The 14,581-nt window shown below is 62.1% G+C and carries 13 protein-coding genes, 1 tRNA gene and 1 pseudogene; 11 read left to right on the forward strand and 4 right to left on the reverse strand.

The annotated features are described in order from the left end of the window. Nucleotides 1-2 precede the first annotated feature (2 nt). Nucleotides 3-941, reverse strand: coding sequence for a hypothetical protein (locus tag EN804_RS19930; protein WP_135920987.1), 939 nt, complete (start codon nt 939-941; stop codon nt 3-5). A 455-nt stretch (nt 942-1,396) separates the two neighbouring features. Between EN804_RS19930 and EN804_RS19935 the strand changes: the two genes are divergently transcribed. The 9 genes and pseudogenes from EN804_RS19935 (at nt 1,397) to EN804_RS19980 (ending at nt 10,557) form a co-directional block, all read left to right on the forward strand. Further along, nucleotides 1,397-2,014, forward strand: a complete 618-nt coding sequence (locus tag EN804_RS19935) for an outer membrane protein (protein ID WP_135920989.1) — start codon at nt 1,397-1,399, stop codon at nt 2,012-2,014. Nucleotides 2,015-2,194: 180 nt separating this feature from the next. Further along, nucleotides 2,195-2,580 (forward strand): annotated as a pseudogene (locus tag EN804_RS19940) (hypothetical protein). 46 nt (nt 2,581-2,626) lie between these two features. After that, nucleotides 2,627-3,301, forward strand: a complete 675-nt coding sequence (locus EN804_RS19945) for a response regulator transcription factor (RefSeq protein WP_135862036.1) — start codon at nt 2,627-2,629, stop codon at nt 3,299-3,301. Then, the gene (locus tag EN804_RS19950) at nt 3,298-4,728 is read left to right on the forward strand and encodes a HAMP domain-containing sensor histidine kinase (RefSeq protein WP_135920991.1); all 1,431 of its coding nucleotides are present in this window, start codon (nt 3,298-3,300) and stop codon (nt 4,726-4,728) included. Before EN804_RS19945 ends, EN804_RS19950 begins: the two co-directional genes overlap by 4 nt. 159 nt (nt 4,729-4,887) lie before the next feature. Further along, nucleotides 4,888-5,871 carry a glycosyltransferase family 2 protein gene (locus EN804_RS19955; protein ID WP_127870820.1) on the forward strand — a complete coding sequence of 328 codons (984 nt, stop codon included), beginning with the start codon at nt 4,888-4,890 and terminating at the stop codon, nt 5,869-5,871. After that, on the forward strand, nt 5,864-6,565 hold the full coding sequence (locus tag EN804_RS19960; RefSeq protein ID WP_135920994.1) for a class I SAM-dependent methyltransferase: 702 nt from the start codon (nt 5,864-5,866) through the stop codon (nt 6,563-6,565). The genes EN804_RS19955 and EN804_RS19960 overlap by 8 nt, the downstream gene beginning before the upstream one ends. Before the next feature lie 231 nt (nt 6,566-6,796). Beyond that, on the forward strand, nt 6,797-8,287 hold the full coding sequence (locus tag EN804_RS19970; RefSeq protein ID WP_135920997.1) for a hypothetical protein: 1,491 nt from the start codon (nt 6,797-6,799) through the stop codon (nt 8,285-8,287). A 211-nt stretch (nt 8,288-8,498) separates the two neighbouring features. Then, nucleotides 8,499-10,409: an acyltransferase family protein gene (locus tag EN804_RS19975; RefSeq protein WP_135920999.1), complete on the forward strand. Its 1,911-nt coding sequence runs from the start codon at nt 8,499-8,501 to the stop codon at nt 10,407-10,409. Nucleotides 10,410-10,483: 74 nt separating this feature from the next. After that, nucleotides 10,484-10,557: transfer RNA gene (locus EN804_RS19980), tRNA-Gly, on the forward strand. A 201-nt stretch (nt 10,558-10,758) separates the two neighbouring features. On the opposite strand, the gene EN804_RS38055 is transcribed toward EN804_RS19980, so the two are convergent. Next, on the reverse strand, nt 10,759-11,241 hold the full coding sequence (locus EN804_RS38055) for a Stf0 family sulfotransferase (RefSeq protein ID WP_245511999.1): 483 nt from the start codon (nt 11,239-11,241) through the stop codon (nt 10,759-10,761). Between the two features lie 3 nt (nt 11,242-11,244). Between EN804_RS38055 and EN804_RS38060 the strand changes: the two genes are divergently transcribed. Further along, nucleotides 11,245-11,577 (forward strand): hypothetical protein, encoded by a 333-nt coding sequence (locus tag EN804_RS38060; RefSeq protein WP_245512003.1) that lies wholly within the window; start codon nt 11,245-11,247, stop codon nt 11,575-11,577. Nucleotides 11,578-11,766: 189 nt separating this feature from the next. Here EN804_RS38060 and EN804_RS37280 read toward each other — a convergent pair whose 3' ends face one another. Together EN804_RS37280 and EN804_RS19995 are read right to left on the reverse strand one after the other, a co-directional pair. Further along, the gene (locus tag EN804_RS37280) at nt 11,767-12,102 is read right to left on the reverse strand and encodes a protamine-2 (modular protein) (RefSeq protein WP_189524540.1); all 336 of its coding nucleotides are present in this window, start codon (nt 12,100-12,102) and stop codon (nt 11,767-11,769) included. A 107-nt stretch (nt 12,103-12,209) separates the two neighbouring features. Further along, nucleotides 12,210-13,199, reverse strand: a complete 990-nt coding sequence (locus EN804_RS19995; protein ID WP_015319281.1) for a LysR family transcriptional regulator — start codon at nt 13,197-13,199, stop codon at nt 12,210-12,212. 292 nt (nt 13,200-13,491) lie between these two features. Here EN804_RS19995 and chvE point away from each other — a divergent pair, with 292 nt between their 5' ends. After that, a complete protein-coding gene (gene chvE / locus EN804_RS20000; protein WP_127275620.1) occupies nt 13,492-14,562 on the forward strand; it encodes a multiple monosaccharide ABC transporter substrate-binding protein in 1,071 nt (356 codons plus the stop codon). The last annotated feature ends 19 nt before the right edge of the window (nt 14,563-14,581 follow it).

Here is a 14,581-nt window from a genome sequence, read left to right on the forward strand (position 1 = left end):
GATCACTTGCCCTCGATGCCCCTGACCTCTGCCGTGAAATCGCGGATGATCCTGGCGGGCGACCGAAGTTCACGCATGGCCGCCCTGTATCCGGCCGCCCGTTCCTCGAGCTCCCGCAGGGGCTGGCAGAGATCCTTCAGGAGATCGAGCCCATGACCGCCATATGGGCGAAAATACCGCCCGGCAACCGCATCCAGCGAGCCTGCCGGCACCCCGACCGGCACGCAGCCGGCATAGGCGCATTCGACATATTTCATCAGCTCGACATTGTAGCGCGTCCCGCAAAGGAAGAAGTGGCTGAATTGCGCCGCAAGACCGATGTAGCGCGCATGCGTGAAGTCATGACGGGGTGGCTTGCCATGTTCGGGATATCCCGGATGCTTCAGGTCGAAGATGAACAGCCGCAGCCAAGGAAAGCGCGCACGCCGGCGACGCAAGGCATAGCGCACCGGGTATAATGTTCTGGAATTGCTGCCCGACAGGAAGACCCTGCGGCGACGGCCGGCCAAGGGAATCTCGACCTCCCGCGAGGTATCGTAGGGATAGGGCAAATGGACCACGCGAGAGACTTTCAGCGTCCCTACGAATGCCAGGAATGGCCCCTCGGGATCATAGGTCGTGGCATAGTGAACGCTGGGATGGTCGGCGCAATCGAAGATGAACCTGACACAGGGGTTGGTTGTCTCCGGCATGTCCGAATCGCTGACCCGGAAGAAGAGCACGGGCCTGTCGCTTGCGGGGACCGTCAGGTGCTTTTTCAGCACCTCGACGTCTCCGGGCTCCAGGCGATTGTCGACGACGGCGACCTCGCAATCGCCCCTGCCGATCTGGCTGATCGGCCGGGCCTCCCATGACAACGGCCTGGCGAAGGCCGGGCCCACGCCTGGGTAGATCGCCTTGTCATATGGATGCGTGTCCGAATGGAAATAAATGATTCGCAAAAGCAAATTCCCCCGAATTGCCTGGCACCAGCGAACGGAAGCCCCGCCCTCGAGGCCGATTGCCGTCGGATTTTGTACGCTTCCGCGCGTGAGGCGGGCAACTGGGAAGCCTGTTCATGTCAAACAAGTGATCGAGTTTCCCGGTTGCCCGAGATTCGCAATTCCTAAATATGGGTAAACAATTTCATTTTAATTTATTGAAAATAAAGCACAAAATCGCCGTTTTCCAGTTTTGCGCAATGTGCGTGCAATTTTCACTTGCGAGATACCAGGCGTCTTTCAGGTGACGGACCGCGCGGCGATCTACCCGTACCACATAGCCGGCGAAAGCCGGTCCCAGAACCGCGCGGCCATCCAGAAAGACACCAATCGGAGCTGACCGCCCCAATGGTCAGGGTCCTCAGCAGTTAACCAGCGTATCGGGTGCGGATGCGCGTTTGTGTTGGAGTAATGCAGTGTCCCCTCAAGCAAAGATCGTCCTGACGGCGGGTGCCCTTGCCGTCTGCCTCCTCGGGCCGGCAACAGCCCCCGACCTCTCGCCTGCCTACAACGACCCTCCTGCCTCCCAATGGAGCGGCGCCTATGTCGGCGTCCATGGCGGCACGGCATTCACGGGAATGCCGAACCCGTTCGCCGGCCGAAACGGCTTCAGCGGCGGCGTTCAGGCCGGCTACAACCAGCAGATGGGCCCGGCGGTTCTCGGCGCCGAGATCGAAGGTTCCTATCTGGGCGGTGCCGAGCACAATGTCCAGGGCGGCAAGATCAAGGAAAAATGGCGTGGCGCGGCCAAGGCGAAGGCCGGCGTGAGCTTCGACCAGACGCTGCTGTTCGGAACCGGCGGCGTGGCCATGACCAGGTTCGACAAGGGCGACGGCGTGAGCAGCAGCGACGGATGGAAGGTCGGTTACCTCGTCGGCGCCGGCATCGAGCAGGGCTTCGCCGGCGGCCTCTCGGCCAAGGTCGAGTACGACTATGTCCGCACCCCCGACGTGGAAACGACGTCGGCCCTTGGCAGGTCCAAGGAGACGATCGGCAGCCATGAGCTGAAAGCCGGCATCAACTACCGGTTCTAGAAACAGCAGGCGGCCGACCTCGATCGCGCGATGGCCGCGGCATCGCGCGATCTTCTTGTTCTTGATGCCTGGACGCAGACATCCCGCCCGAGGCGACGAAGCATTCCATGCTTGTCGCAATGTCGATGTAATCTTCGCAATCTAGGTCGCCTGCGTGAATTTTCACCATGGGAATCAGCAATGTCCACGCATCGCCCGGGCCGACGGACGTCCAAGCTATTGTTCATTGCTATCGCGCTCGCATTGGCGGGCTGCGCCTCCGACATCATGAAGAACTATGTCGGACAGCCGGTCGAATCGGTCGTTCTGGATTACGGGCCGCCAACGGCGATCGTCGACCTCGGCCGGGGAGAACGCGCCTATCAGTGGCGCCAGGTCTCGACGTCAGCGTTTCCGGGACATCCAGCGGCGAGGTTCGCCACACAAAACACCGAACCGTCTATGAAGAGACCGAAACGCCCGGCTATATCGAGCGCAAGGAATGCTTCTACACATTTTACGCCCGCGCTTCCGGCGGCCGCTGGTTCATCACCAATTTCCGCCGGCCGAAGCTGGAATGCGAGTGAACCGCCGTGCCGCAAATTCCGCGGCCACGCGCTAAGGAGAACGCCAATGCGCGTCCTGCTGATCGAGGATGAACCGGAAATGGCCTCCGTGCTGAAGGCCGCTCTGGAGCGCCTGGACATCATCGTCGACCATGCCGCGACCTTGGCCGATGCGGAGGCGGTGGCTCGTTTGGGCCATCACGACGCCGTGGTGCTGGACCGCCGGCTGCCGGATGGCGATGGCCTCAGCCTGATCCCGCGCCTGCGCGCCCTGCATCTGGATGTGCCGGTGATCGCGCTGACGGCGATGAGCGGGCTGGAGGACCGGGTTGCCGGGCTCGATGCCGGCGCCGACGATTACATGGTCAAGCCTTTCGCCACGGTGGAACTCGTCGCGCGGCTCCACGCCTTGCACCGCCGCTCGTTCACCTCGCGCGCCAATCAGACGATGGTCGGCCGCCTCACCTATGATTTCCGCCATCGCGAGGCGCTGGTCGAGGATCACGCGCTCGATTTGCCCCGGCGTGAAAGGCTGGTGCTTGAAACGCTGATCCGCCGGCCGGGCCGGACCATCATGCGCAGCGCTCTCGAGGAGGCCGTCTACGCCCTGGACGACGAGATCGGCTCGAATGCGCTCGACGCACATGTGTCGCGGCTGCGCCGCAAGCTCGACGATGTCGCCGCCGGCATCGAGATACGAGCGATCCGCAATCTCGGCTATCTCCTGCGGGCAGCCTCGTGAAGAAAGTGCGCGCACGCTCGTTGCAATGGGTCCTGGTCCGCCGGCTGATCCTGCTGCAGGCGGCGACGCTGCTCCTCTTCATCGTGCTGTGCGCGGCAGCCCTTTGGATCGCCAATCCGAGCCTGCTCATCGACAACGAGGCTGCCGTCGCGGCCGTCAAGGATGCCGTCGACCGCGACAAGGACCGCAGGCTGGTCGTCCGTGAAACGGAAGAGCTTACCGCGTTCCGCCAGAGCTTCCCCAATGTCTGGTACATCGTTCGCGACGATAGCGGGCAGAGCGTCCGTTCCGGCACGATCCCGGATGTCTACACCAAGGACTTCGGCGTCCTGCTCGGCGAGGCAGACCACGCCACGATCGGATTCTCCGACAAGGACATGCGGCCGGAAGCCTATATCGAAAACGCTTCGACCAAAGCCGGCGCGGTACGGATCATCGCCGCGACGCAGTCGTCGCGCCAGGAGACCGACGGGCTCGAGATCAACATTTCGGCCACGGTGGAGGTCGCCCGGTATCCGGACGGCAGCAGGAACTGGGAACGCGCGCTGCCGGCGCTGGCGCTCGTCATCGCGATCCTGCTGTTGCCCATCGTCCTCGTCATGGGCGCCACCACACTGGTGACGACGCCGGCCGTGGTCCGCCGCTCCCTTGCCGGCCTTGTCGAAACCGTCCGCCAGGCGGCGCGCATCGATATCGGCACCCGTGCGATGCAGCTGCCGGTCAAGCACGTGCCGCAGGAGATCGCGCCGCTGGTGCATGCCTTCAACGAGGCTCTGGCGCGCCTCGCGCAGGGGTACGACCGGCACAACCGTTTCCTCACCGACGCGGCGCACGAACTGCGCACGCCGATCGCCATCCTGCGTACACGCGCCGAGCTGCTGCGGCAGGAGCCGCAAAGCACGCGGCTGCTGCATGATATCGAGCGCCTGTCGCATCTCGCACAGCAACTGCTCGATCATCAATTGCTCGACCGCCCATCCGACCAGCGCGAGATCGTCGATCTCGACGATCTTGTCAGCCGGGTGGCGGCCGACTTCGCGCCGCTCGCCATCGAGGCCGGCTACGACCTTGCCTTCGAGCCGTCGCCCGACAAGACACGCGTCGAAGTCAACGTGCTGCAGATCGAGCGGGCGCTCGCCAACCTCGTGCGCAACGCCATCGAGCATGGCGGCGGCGGCGGTACCATCACGATTGCGATCGACCGGACGGGTGGCATCGAGGTGCGCGACGAAGGCCCGGGCATTCCCGTGGAAGAGCGCGAGAATGTGTTCGAGCCCTTCTATCGCCTGCAGCCGCAATCGCGCGGGGCCGGGCTGGGACTGAATCTCGCCCGGCAGATCGCGCTGCTGCATGAGGGAACCATCCGTATCCTGGCGGGCTCATGGCGCGGTGCCCGCATCCGCATGGAACTGCCGGTTCGTTCGTGACCCGGCCGTTGACGGCGCCGAACGCATATCGGCCAGCCAGCCAGTGGCCACGCCGGCTCCTGACTTATCTGTTTTCTAACCAATTGCTGCTATTGTCATCTCCACAGTGGGAGCCAGGCTTTGGCGGGAACGGGAAAAATCGGCGCGCACCGCGCACCCATGTTGTCGGTCGTCGTGCCTTGCTACAATGAACGCGCCGGCGTGGCCGAGCTTCATCGACGCGTCGGCGCGGTATGCCTCGAGCAAAGCCTCCCCTACGAGATCGTGCTCGTCATCGACGGAGCGACCGACGGCACCCGCGAGGCCATTTTCGACCTGGCCGAAAAGGACGACCATGTGGTCGCCATCGACCTTGCACGCAACTACGGCCACCAGATCGCCTTGAGCGCCGGGCTGGAGTTCTGCCGCGGCCAGCGCATTCTCATTCTCGACGCCGATCTCCAGGATCCGCCCGAACTGCTGGGGGCGATGATGGCGAAGATGGATGAGGGCTTCGACGTCGTCTACGGCCAAAGGGTGAAACGGGAGGGCGAGAGCTGGTTCAAGCTGGCCTCCGCCTCGATGTTCTACCGCCTGCTCGGCAGGATGGTCGATGTCGAGATCGCGCCGGACTCCGGAGATTTCCGGCTGATGAGCCGCCGTGCGCTGGACCATCTGATTGCAATGCCCGAACGCTACAGGTTCATTCGCGGCATGGTGAGCTGGATCGGGCTGAAGCAGGTCGCCTTCCCTTATGAACGGCACCGGCGCTTTGCCGGCACCACCCACTATCCGCTGAAGAAGATGGTTCTTCTGGCGATCGACGCAATGACCAGCTTTTCGATCGTGCCTTTGCGCTTTGCCTCGCTGCTGGGGATGATGTTCGGCCTGCTCGGCCTGGTCGTGCTCAGCTATACGCTGTTCGAATGGTCTCTCGGCAATGTGCTGCCCGGCTGGACGAGCCTTGCCGCGATCATGCTTATCCTGGGCAGCGTACAGCTTCTGGTGCTGGGCATCTTCGGCGAGTATCTCGGCCGCATGTACATGGAAACGAAGCGGCGGCCGCTCTATTTCGTCAACGAGATCGTTTCGCGCAGCGAGCCAGCCCAGGGTCTGCCCGCGCATCGTCTGCAGGAGATGGCGAAGAGAGCCGCCCGTGCTTGAGGCCGAATTCGACCAGTTTGCGCGCGAGTACCAAGAGCAGCATGCCGCGAGCATAAGGCTTAGTGGCGAGACGCCGGACTTCTTCGCGAAATACAAGATCGACGACGTCGCGGCGACACTGAGACGGGCCGGCGTGAAACCCAGGCGCATCCTCGACTTCGGTGCCGGCGTCGGCAATTCGCTCGGCCATATGCGCGCAGCGTTTCCCGACAGCGAGATCGTCCTGCTCGATCCTTCGCGGGAATCGCTCGACATCGCCAGCAAGCGCTTCCCCGATCAGGCCGCGTTCACGCATTTCGACGGCCAGACAATCCCCTTCGCCGACCATAGCTTCGACCTTGTCTTCGCGGCTTGCGTTTTCCATCACATCCCCGAAAACCTTCAGATCGGATTGTTCGCCGAGATCGGCAGGGTGCTGGCCAATGGCGGCAGTTTCTTTGTCTTCGAGCACAATCCGTGGAATCCATTGACCACCCACGCGGTAAGGAATTGCGCCTTCGACGAGAACGCGGTCCTGATAAGCTCGCCAGAGATACGCAGGCGAATGGCCGCGGCGGGTCTTTCCGGCACTCGGATCGTCTATCGGATTTTCTTTCCCAGACCGCTTGCAAGGCTGCGGCCGTTCGAGCGTTTCCTGACCAAGATACCTGTTGGAGCCCAATATTTTGCGCATGTGGTCAAGCCGCTCGTTTGACTGTCCGGGGATGCTGTTATCCGACGCCGTCGGCCTGTTGCGCACGACGCTGGGATATGCGGTCATTCCAGCCGGGCTGGAGCTCTCATCGAAAACCGTTTGTCCATCTGGCGGGAAACCGGCTGTTCGCCGCCGTTTTTCATTCCGGCTAAGCCCGTTTCGTTCTCCGCCGGCGGCGCGGATGCCCCGATCGGTTGACAAGAATAGAGGCAAAATGGCCCGGAGCGCGACATGAACCAGGCTGAGGCAATCGTTCCGACCACGTCGCGGCTCGAGGATGCACAGCGCATCAGGCTGATATTCTGCCTGTTTGCCGCCTCCATTGCAGCTGCTGGATTGGCCCCATTCGCGGGCGCGACCCTCAAGGACCCCGACAGCTGGTGGCACGTGAAAGTCGGGCTGGATTTCCTGGCAAACCGGGCATTTCCAACGGTCGATCCCTATTCCTACACTTTTGCCGGGCATCCGTGGATCGCAAAGGAATGGCTGGGGCAGGTCTTTCTGAGCCTTGCCTACCGTAGCGGCGGATGGACTGGTGTCGCCACGCTGATCATCGCCGCGATAGGGCTGACAGTCTCCGTGACGGCATGGTTCCTCAGCGCGTGGCTGAAGCCGGTACTGGCGGTAGCGCTGACGTTCATCCTGGCCATCCTGATCGCACCTGTCTATACGGCGCGTCCCCACGTCTTCACCTTGCCGATCATCGTCACGTGGACGGCGGTGTTGTTTCGTGCATCGGCGGAGGAGAAGGCCCCGCCGTGGTGGCTCCTCGCGCTGGTTGTGCTCTGGGCCAACCTGCACGCTACCTTCACCTTGAGCTTCGTCATCGCCGCCTTCGCCGGTCTCGATCTCGTGGCGCGCACCGGCCTGTCGAAACCCGCTCTTTTGACGAAGTGGGTTGCGTTTGGCCTGCTCTGTCCGCTGGTCAGCCTGATCCATCCCTATGGTGTGCAAGCCATTCTGGCCACGTTCACCGTCGCCCATGGCAATGAAGCAGTACCGCTGATCCTGGAGTGGCGGCCGTTCAATGTCCAGGAACAGGATCTGCAGGAAGCCGCTATACTAGTGGCGCTTTTCGGGCTTATAACGTCACGGCTGCGGATCGGCTGGGCCAAGGCGTTGTTCGTCGTCTTCACCTTGCATGTCTACCTGTCGCACCAGCGCTTCGTCTATCTGTTCTTCCTGCTTGTTCCCGTGGTGGTGGCGGTCGAAGTCGCGCGCCAGTACCCCTCCCTGTCAGCCGACGCCTGGCTGAGCGAAAAGCGTGACGTACTGGAAAAATTCTTCGCCAGCCGGTTCCATCTGCTCTGCGGCGCGACGGCCGTGTTGCTGGTCGGCGCGATCCTTGCGCTCAACAATGCCTACCAAGTCGCAGCGAGCCCGACGACATCGGCCAGCGGCGCCCTTGCGTTCGCCAGCGCTCACCACCTGTCCGGCAACGTGATGAACTCCTACAATTTCGGCGGCACGCTGATTTTCCACGACATCAAGACCTATATCGACGGCAGGACGGACCAACTGTTCCAGGACGGGTTCACGAAAACGGATGAGGCGACGGGGCAAACCGGCGGAAAACCGCTGCTCGCGGCCCAGTTGAAGAAATACGCCATCAGCTGGGCACTGCTCACAGCCGATGACACCCGCATCCCCTTCTTCGATGAACTGGGTTGGAAGCGGGCCTATGCCGACGACTACGCCGTGATCTACCTGCCCGGCGCCTGATTCATCCCGTTCCGGCAAATCGGCGTCGCCAGCGTTCGAAGCCTGGCATTCGTCTTGACATGTATGTTGCAGTGCAGCAAAGTTGTGCTGCAGAGCACATTCCGTGGGACCCACGAGCCACGATTTTTCGCACGACCGGGGATTGCCGTATGAGGAGCATTTCAGGCTCCGCCGCACGACCATCGCCGGCCACGGCATACGGACCGGTCGAATGAATTACAGGCGTGATATCGATGGCCTGCGGGCCGTTGCGGTGCTGCCCGTCGTGCTCTTCCATTTCGGCGTGTCCGCCATTCCCGGTGGCTTCACCGGCGTCGACATCTTCTTCGTCATATCGGGCTATCTGATCAGCGGCAGCCTGCTCGATGATCTCGAGCGCGGCCAATTCTCGATCGGACGCTTCTACTGGCGTCGCGCACGGCGCATCCTGCCGGCGCTGACCTTCGTCATCCTGCTTGCAAGCATTGCGGCCTGGTTCATCCTGCTGCCGTCGGACCTGCACGAATTCAGCCTCAGCGTGATCGCGGCCTCGACCTTCTGGTCGAACATCTATTTCTGGAAGACGACGAACTATTTTTCGATCGACGCCGAACTGCGGCCGCTGCTGCACACATGGTCGCTTTCGGTCGAGGAGCAGTATTACATCTTCGCGCCGATCCTTGTGTATCTGATCTACCGGTATGCGTCGAAGCGCTGGCTGACGATACTTCTGCCGATCGCCATCGGCAGTTTTGCCCTGGCGGTCATGGCGACGACGCTGGCGCCGACCGCCGGCTTCTACCTCTTGCCGACACGTGTCTGGGAACTGGCGCTGGGCGCCATGCTGATGCTGAAAAGGCCGCCGCCACTAGCTAGCCGGCCGGCAACGGAACTGGTCGGCCTGGCCGGCTTTGCCCTGCTTGCATTCGGCTTCCTGACGATTTCGGAGAGCGATCCGTTTCCTGGCTACAACGCCCTGTTTCCCTGCATCGGAACCGCTCTGCTCATCTATGCGGGCCAGAATCACCCCGACCGGCCCGTGCCTGTCGCCACGCGCGTGCTTCAATTCTCTCCGATGGTCTGGGTCGGCCTCATCTCCTATTCGCTCTACCTTGTTCACTGGCCGATCAATTCCTTCGTCCACTATCTCTCGCTGAAAGCCATCTCGGTGCCGACGATCGTCGCGATGACGGTGGCGAGCTTCGCCCTGGCGACCTTCTCGTGGAAATATGTCGAGCAGCCTTTCCGGCGGAAGCGACCCTTTACCGCCCCGCTGCCGATCTTCGCCTTTTCGGCGACGGCGATTGCCCTGCTGTGCGTCGGCGGTCTGGCCGGCGTGCTCGGCAACGGCTTTCCGCAGCGGTTCCCTGATTTCTCGACGCAACGCATCCTGGTGGGTGACTGGCGCAACGGCGTCTGCTTCAACGAAGGCGGGAATCGGATCGAGGATTGGAACCTTGCCGACTGCACGCGCACGCACGGCTTTCCCACCAATGTGCTGTTGTGGGGCGATTCCTTCGCGGCTCACTATGTTTCGGGCCTGGAGGCCAACGCGCAGAAAATCGAGGCCAACGTCATCCAATATACCTATGCCGGCTGCCCACCCAACCTGTCCTATTTTTCCTATGCCCGGCCGGCCTGCACCCGCTTCAACGAACGGGCGCTGTCGATCATCCGCGATGCCAATATCCAGGCGGTGATCCTGAGCGGACGATGGACGGATTACCAGGCAAGGGGCTTCGACGGATTGCAAACGACGATCGACCGGCTGCGCGACATGGGTGTCAAGGTCTATGTCATCGGCCAGTCTCCGGAGTTCATCGCCGACGTCCAGAAGATCGCTTTCTTTGCAAAACACGAGGGCGCCGTGAACACATCCTGGCCGATGGCCATGGATCCCGACATCAACAAGCAGGTGCAGCCCTTCGCCAAAGGCGCGACCTTCATCGATCCGCTTACCTATCTGTGCGACGCCGCCGGCTGTTCCTATGCGGATGCCACCAGCAAGCAGTTTCTCTATTTCGACTATGGCCATTTCTCTTCCGCCGGCGCGACGCTGGCCATCTCGAAATACTGGCCGAGCTTCGCCGCCGGCGGCGAAGTCGCAAAGGTCAGGGAGCAGGCGCCGACCGTCACCAGGTGAGTTGGCGAAGCCCGCGTCGTGACACCGCTTTGCGATTGCCCGAAGCCATGCCGTCATGATAACGAGGCTGCAGCGCGGGTATGATGTAATGGTAGCCTGTCAGCTTCCCAAGCTGAACGCGCGGGTTCGATTCCCGCTACCCGCTCCAGCCTGAAACCGAAAAGTCGGTTGCTGATCCGGCCCACGCAGGAACCTGTCCACCCGAGCCGATTCAGCATTTCACGGAATCGCTGACCCGCTCTAACTCTTTGTTTTCACGCAATTCCCAAGGGGAAGCGCTACGCGCTTCTCCCGGGAAAACCGCTATGCACTTTTCCTGGAATTGCCCTTGGCGAGACTAAAGAGGCATTCAGGCCTGGCCGGTTCGCATCTGCTTCTTGAGGAGGAACCGGGCGAGGTTGCTGATATTCCGCGGTGCCACCTTCCTGGGCAGATGCGCCAGTAGGTCTTCCGATTTGACGTCGTTGCGGAACCGCTCGGCCCAATCTTCGGTGAGGTCGTCCCGCTGCAGGCGCAAATTCGTCTCGAACTCTCCGTCCGGCATTTCCATTGACAATTGCCGAGCCACCGACGCGACGTACGGACGAGGATCGTCCAACAGATCCTCATAGAAAAAGTGATCGTAATGCAGATCGGCCAGCCGCAGATATGCCTCCCAGAAGGCATAGCTCTGCTCGATCAGAAAATAGGCCTGGCAGATGCCGGCGAAGTCGTATTGCGGAACCAGGTCCGCGCCGTCCATCGTGCTTCTCCAATGGCCTGACGCCTTCGCCCGGCAATAGGAAATCGCCTGGCGAAGACGGTCCCGCCGCTCCAGCAGGACCAAACCCATGGCATGGCGCCGGCCGCATTCCGCCAGGAAGTCGGCTCCATATTTGGCCTGCGACCAGTGAAGGTGCCGTGGAAACAGCTTGACGGCGAACGTGCCGTTCGCGGTCCCGCCGCGATCGATCACGGCGGACAGCAGGTCATCGAAGGATTTCGGCTTGCACCCGAGATTGGTCGTGTCGAGCCACTCGGCGGAGTTGCCGAACAATCCCGTGCTGTTTGTGAGACTGCCAAGCCATTCGGAACCGCTACGGGCTTCGGTAAGTATCGCCACGCCTTTCATGCGTGCGGATTGCCCGCGGCCTGTCCGACCTCGATTGCAGAAAGCCGTTCTTCCTGATCGCCCCTCGACATGTCAAAGCTCCGCTTAAACAGCGCCTCAACGAACAAAGGCTCATATGGTTCCGTAGATTCGACCTCACGCCAAGGCAAAATGCAGGCCATACACGTTACACTGGTCGATCAACGCCGTACGCGCAAAGGCCGGCCACGTTGTGGTGGTCGGCCTTTGCGTCAACCGCAGAAGCGATTACAGCCAGACGCGCTCGCGCCAGCAGCGGACGCGGCGGCGGCCGTGGCGCCAGTAGCTGCGGCAAACCCGTCTCCAGCCGCGGCGGCGTCCATGGCGGCGACGCCAGTAGTCATCGTGGTAATCGTGGCCATGGTGGCCGCTGCGATGGGAGACCTGCTCCAGCGCGACTTCGTCGTCCCCTTCGAAGACAGCCGGATCTGACTTGTCCAGCTCATCAAGAATTCCGGTGCCCTGGGGAATACCGGCAACCGCGCGGCCGGGTCCGGCCACGCTTGCAAATGCCACTGCCCCCGCAACGCCAAGCATTCCAGTAAGAAACTTCCGACGTTCCATAAAAACCTCTCGAGTTGTTGACCATCGACACCTCGTTCCCTCGCCCGAAACAGGCTCCAGCGCGCATGCCGATCGCTTCTGAACGCGCGGTGTCGGTTCTCGTTCCGTCACCCTACTTCGCGCAGGATGAAATCATGCAGCATCTTGGCCGCCGGCGAGAGCACGCGATTCCGGACCGTGATCAGGCTGTAGGGCCTGACCTCGATGTCGAACTCGGTCTGGACGACATCGATGGCGCCGGCAAGCCCGTCCGGATTCTGGATGAACTTCGCCACCTGCACCGAGACCGGTGCGATGGCATCGGATTGTGCAACCATGACCAGCGTGAGCAGCAGCGAGCTGGTGTTCAAGATCCGGTCCGGCAGCGCGATGTTGCGGTTCAGGAAATTGCTTTCCATCGCCTGGCGCAAGGGCGAACCGCCCGATTGGAAGACCCAGTCATAGGCGGCGGTGTCTTCCAGCCTGACCACATTGCCCCCGGCGAGCGGGTGGCCGCGGCGCACGATCAGGCAGGCTTTCTCGACGCCGATCACACGGGATTCGAACAGCCGCGGATTGAGGTCGTCGGGAATGCGGGCGATGATGAAGTCGTGGCGCGAGGCGATCAGCTCGCGGGCGAGCACGTTCGACGTCTCGACCTGCATGGTGATCTCGATGCGCGGGTAGATGCGGCGGATCTCGCGAATCGCCGGTACGGCCAATTCGATCGCCGGCGCGGTCACGGCACCGAGGAACACCGAGCCGCCCTTGCCGGCCTTGAGCTCGGCAATCTCGCGGTCGGCTTCGCGCATCTCGAGCAGGATCGACCGGGCCCGCCTGGCGAGCGCCTGGCCGTAGGGGGTAAGGGTCACGCCGCGCGGCAGCCGTTCGCACAGCTTTACGTCAAGCACCGCCTCCATCTCGGCGATCATGCGCGAGGCGGCCGGCTGGGAGATGTTCATGACCTGGGCCGCCGCGCTCACCCGTCCGTGATCGTCGAGGGCGGCGATCATGCGCATGTGGCGCAAGCTCAAGCCACTGCGCAGGAGTGTCTCCCCATCTCCCGGGAGCTTCTCGTAACTTACTGGAATAGCATCGGGATCGCGCAATGCCGCCATGATCTTCCAGCCTTTCCGCCGGTTTCTTTCCGCATGCTAGATCATACCGGTTTCGGTATAGCAACCACCAAAGATCGCATTTGACAGTTATGGCAAAGGGACCCACCCTTCGCGCGCTCCGAGATGCAAGGGTCGGTAACGAACAAAATCGTATCGATTGAAACTGTGTCGCGGAGCCGATTGGGAGGATACCGGAGATCGATAAAGCCGACAGCGGCGCCTTTGCGCTCCTGTCTGGCTGCGCGGCCCGCGAAGCCCCGAGGTGTCGCGTCCATCAACCAGGGAGAGTAACGTGAAAATCATCAAGACGCTGGCCGCCGTCGCGGCCCTTGGCATCGCTGCCATGAGCTATCAGGCGCACGCGGCCGACAAGGGTCTTGTCGGCGTGCTGATGCCGACCAAGACCTCGCAGCGCTGGATCAATGACGGCGACGCCGTCAAATCCCAGCTCGAGGCGCTCGGCTACACTGTCGACCTGCAGTATGCGCAGGACGACATCCCCAACCAGCTCAGCCAGCTGGAAAACGAAATCACCAAGGGCCCGAAGGCGCTGATCATCGCCTCGATCGACGGCACCACCCTGTCGGATGCGCTGCAGAAGGCGAACGACGCAGGCGTCGTCGTGGTCGCCTATGACCGCCTGATCAAGAAGACCGCCAATGTCGACTATTACACCACTTTCGACAATTTCGGCGTCGGCGTGATCCAGGCGAATTCGCTGGTCAAGGGCCTCAAGGAGCGCTTCCCGAACACCAAGCCGTGGAACGTCGAACTGTTCGGCGGCTCGCCCGACGACAACAACGCCTTCTTCTTCTACAACGGTGCTATCTCCGTCCTGCAGCCATTGATTGACGACGGCTCGATCAAGATCAAGTCCGGCCAGACCGGCATGGACAAGGTCGGCACGCTGCGCTGGCTCGCCGCCACCGCCCAGGCTCGCATGGACAACCTCCTGTCGGCCAACTACTCGGACGGCAGCCGCGTCGACGGCGTCCTGTCGCCCTATGACGGCCTGTCGCGCGGCATCACCGCCTCGCTGCGCGCCGTCGGCTACGGCACGGACGCACAGCCCTGGCCGATCGTGACCGGTCAGGATGCCGAGACCGCCTCGGTCAAGCTGATCATCTCGGGCGAGCAGTACTCGACCGTGTTCAAGGACACCCGCGAACTGGCCAAGGCCACTGTGCAGCTGGTCGACAAGGTGCTCTCGGGCGGCAAGCCGGAAGGCCTCGATGAAAAGACCTACAACAACGACGTCAAGGTGGTTCCCTCGATCCTGCTGACGCCGCATGAGGTCGACAAGTCGAACTACCAGGCGATGGTCGTCGATTCCGGCTACATCAAGGCCGAAGACCTGAAGTAATCCCGGTTATAAAATCAGG

The sequence above is a fragment of the Mesorhizobium sp. M8A.F.Ca.ET.161.01.1.1 genome (assembly GCF_004792105.1).
GTDB lineage: Bacteria > Pseudomonadota > Alphaproteobacteria > Rhizobiales > Rhizobiaceae > Mesorhizobium.

Coding starts and splice junctions, on each gene's coding strand:
- EN804_RS19945 (WP_135862036.1), top strand. CDS start 2,627: ATGCGCGTCCTGCTGATCGAGGATGAACCGGAAATGGCCTCCGTGCTG.
- EN804_RS19955 (WP_127870820.1), top strand. CDS start 4,888: ATGTTGTCGGTCGTCGTGCCTTGCTACAATGAACGCGCCGGCGTGGCC.
- EN804_RS19970 (WP_135920997.1), top strand. CDS start 6,797: ATGAACCAGGCTGAGGCAATCGTTCCGACCACGTCGCGGCTCGAGGAT.
- EN804_RS19975 (WP_135920999.1), top strand. CDS start 8,499: ATGAATTACAGGCGTGATATCGATGGCCTGCGGGCCGTTGCGGTGCTG.
- EN804_RS38055 (WP_245511999.1), bottom strand. CDS start 11,241: ATGGGTTTGGTCCTGCTGGAGCGGCGGGACCGTCTTCGCCAGGCGATT.
- EN804_RS38060 (WP_245512003.1), top strand. CDS start 11,245: ATGGCGCCGGCCGCATTCCGCCAGGAAGTCGGCTCCATATTTGGCCTG.
- EN804_RS37280 (WP_189524540.1), bottom strand. CDS start 12,102: ATGGAACGTCGGAAGTTTCTTACTGGAATGCTTGGCGTTGCGGGGGCA.
- EN804_RS19995 (WP_015319281.1), bottom strand. CDS start 13,199: ATGGCGGCATTGCGCGATCCCGATGCTATTCCAGTAAGTTACGAGAAG.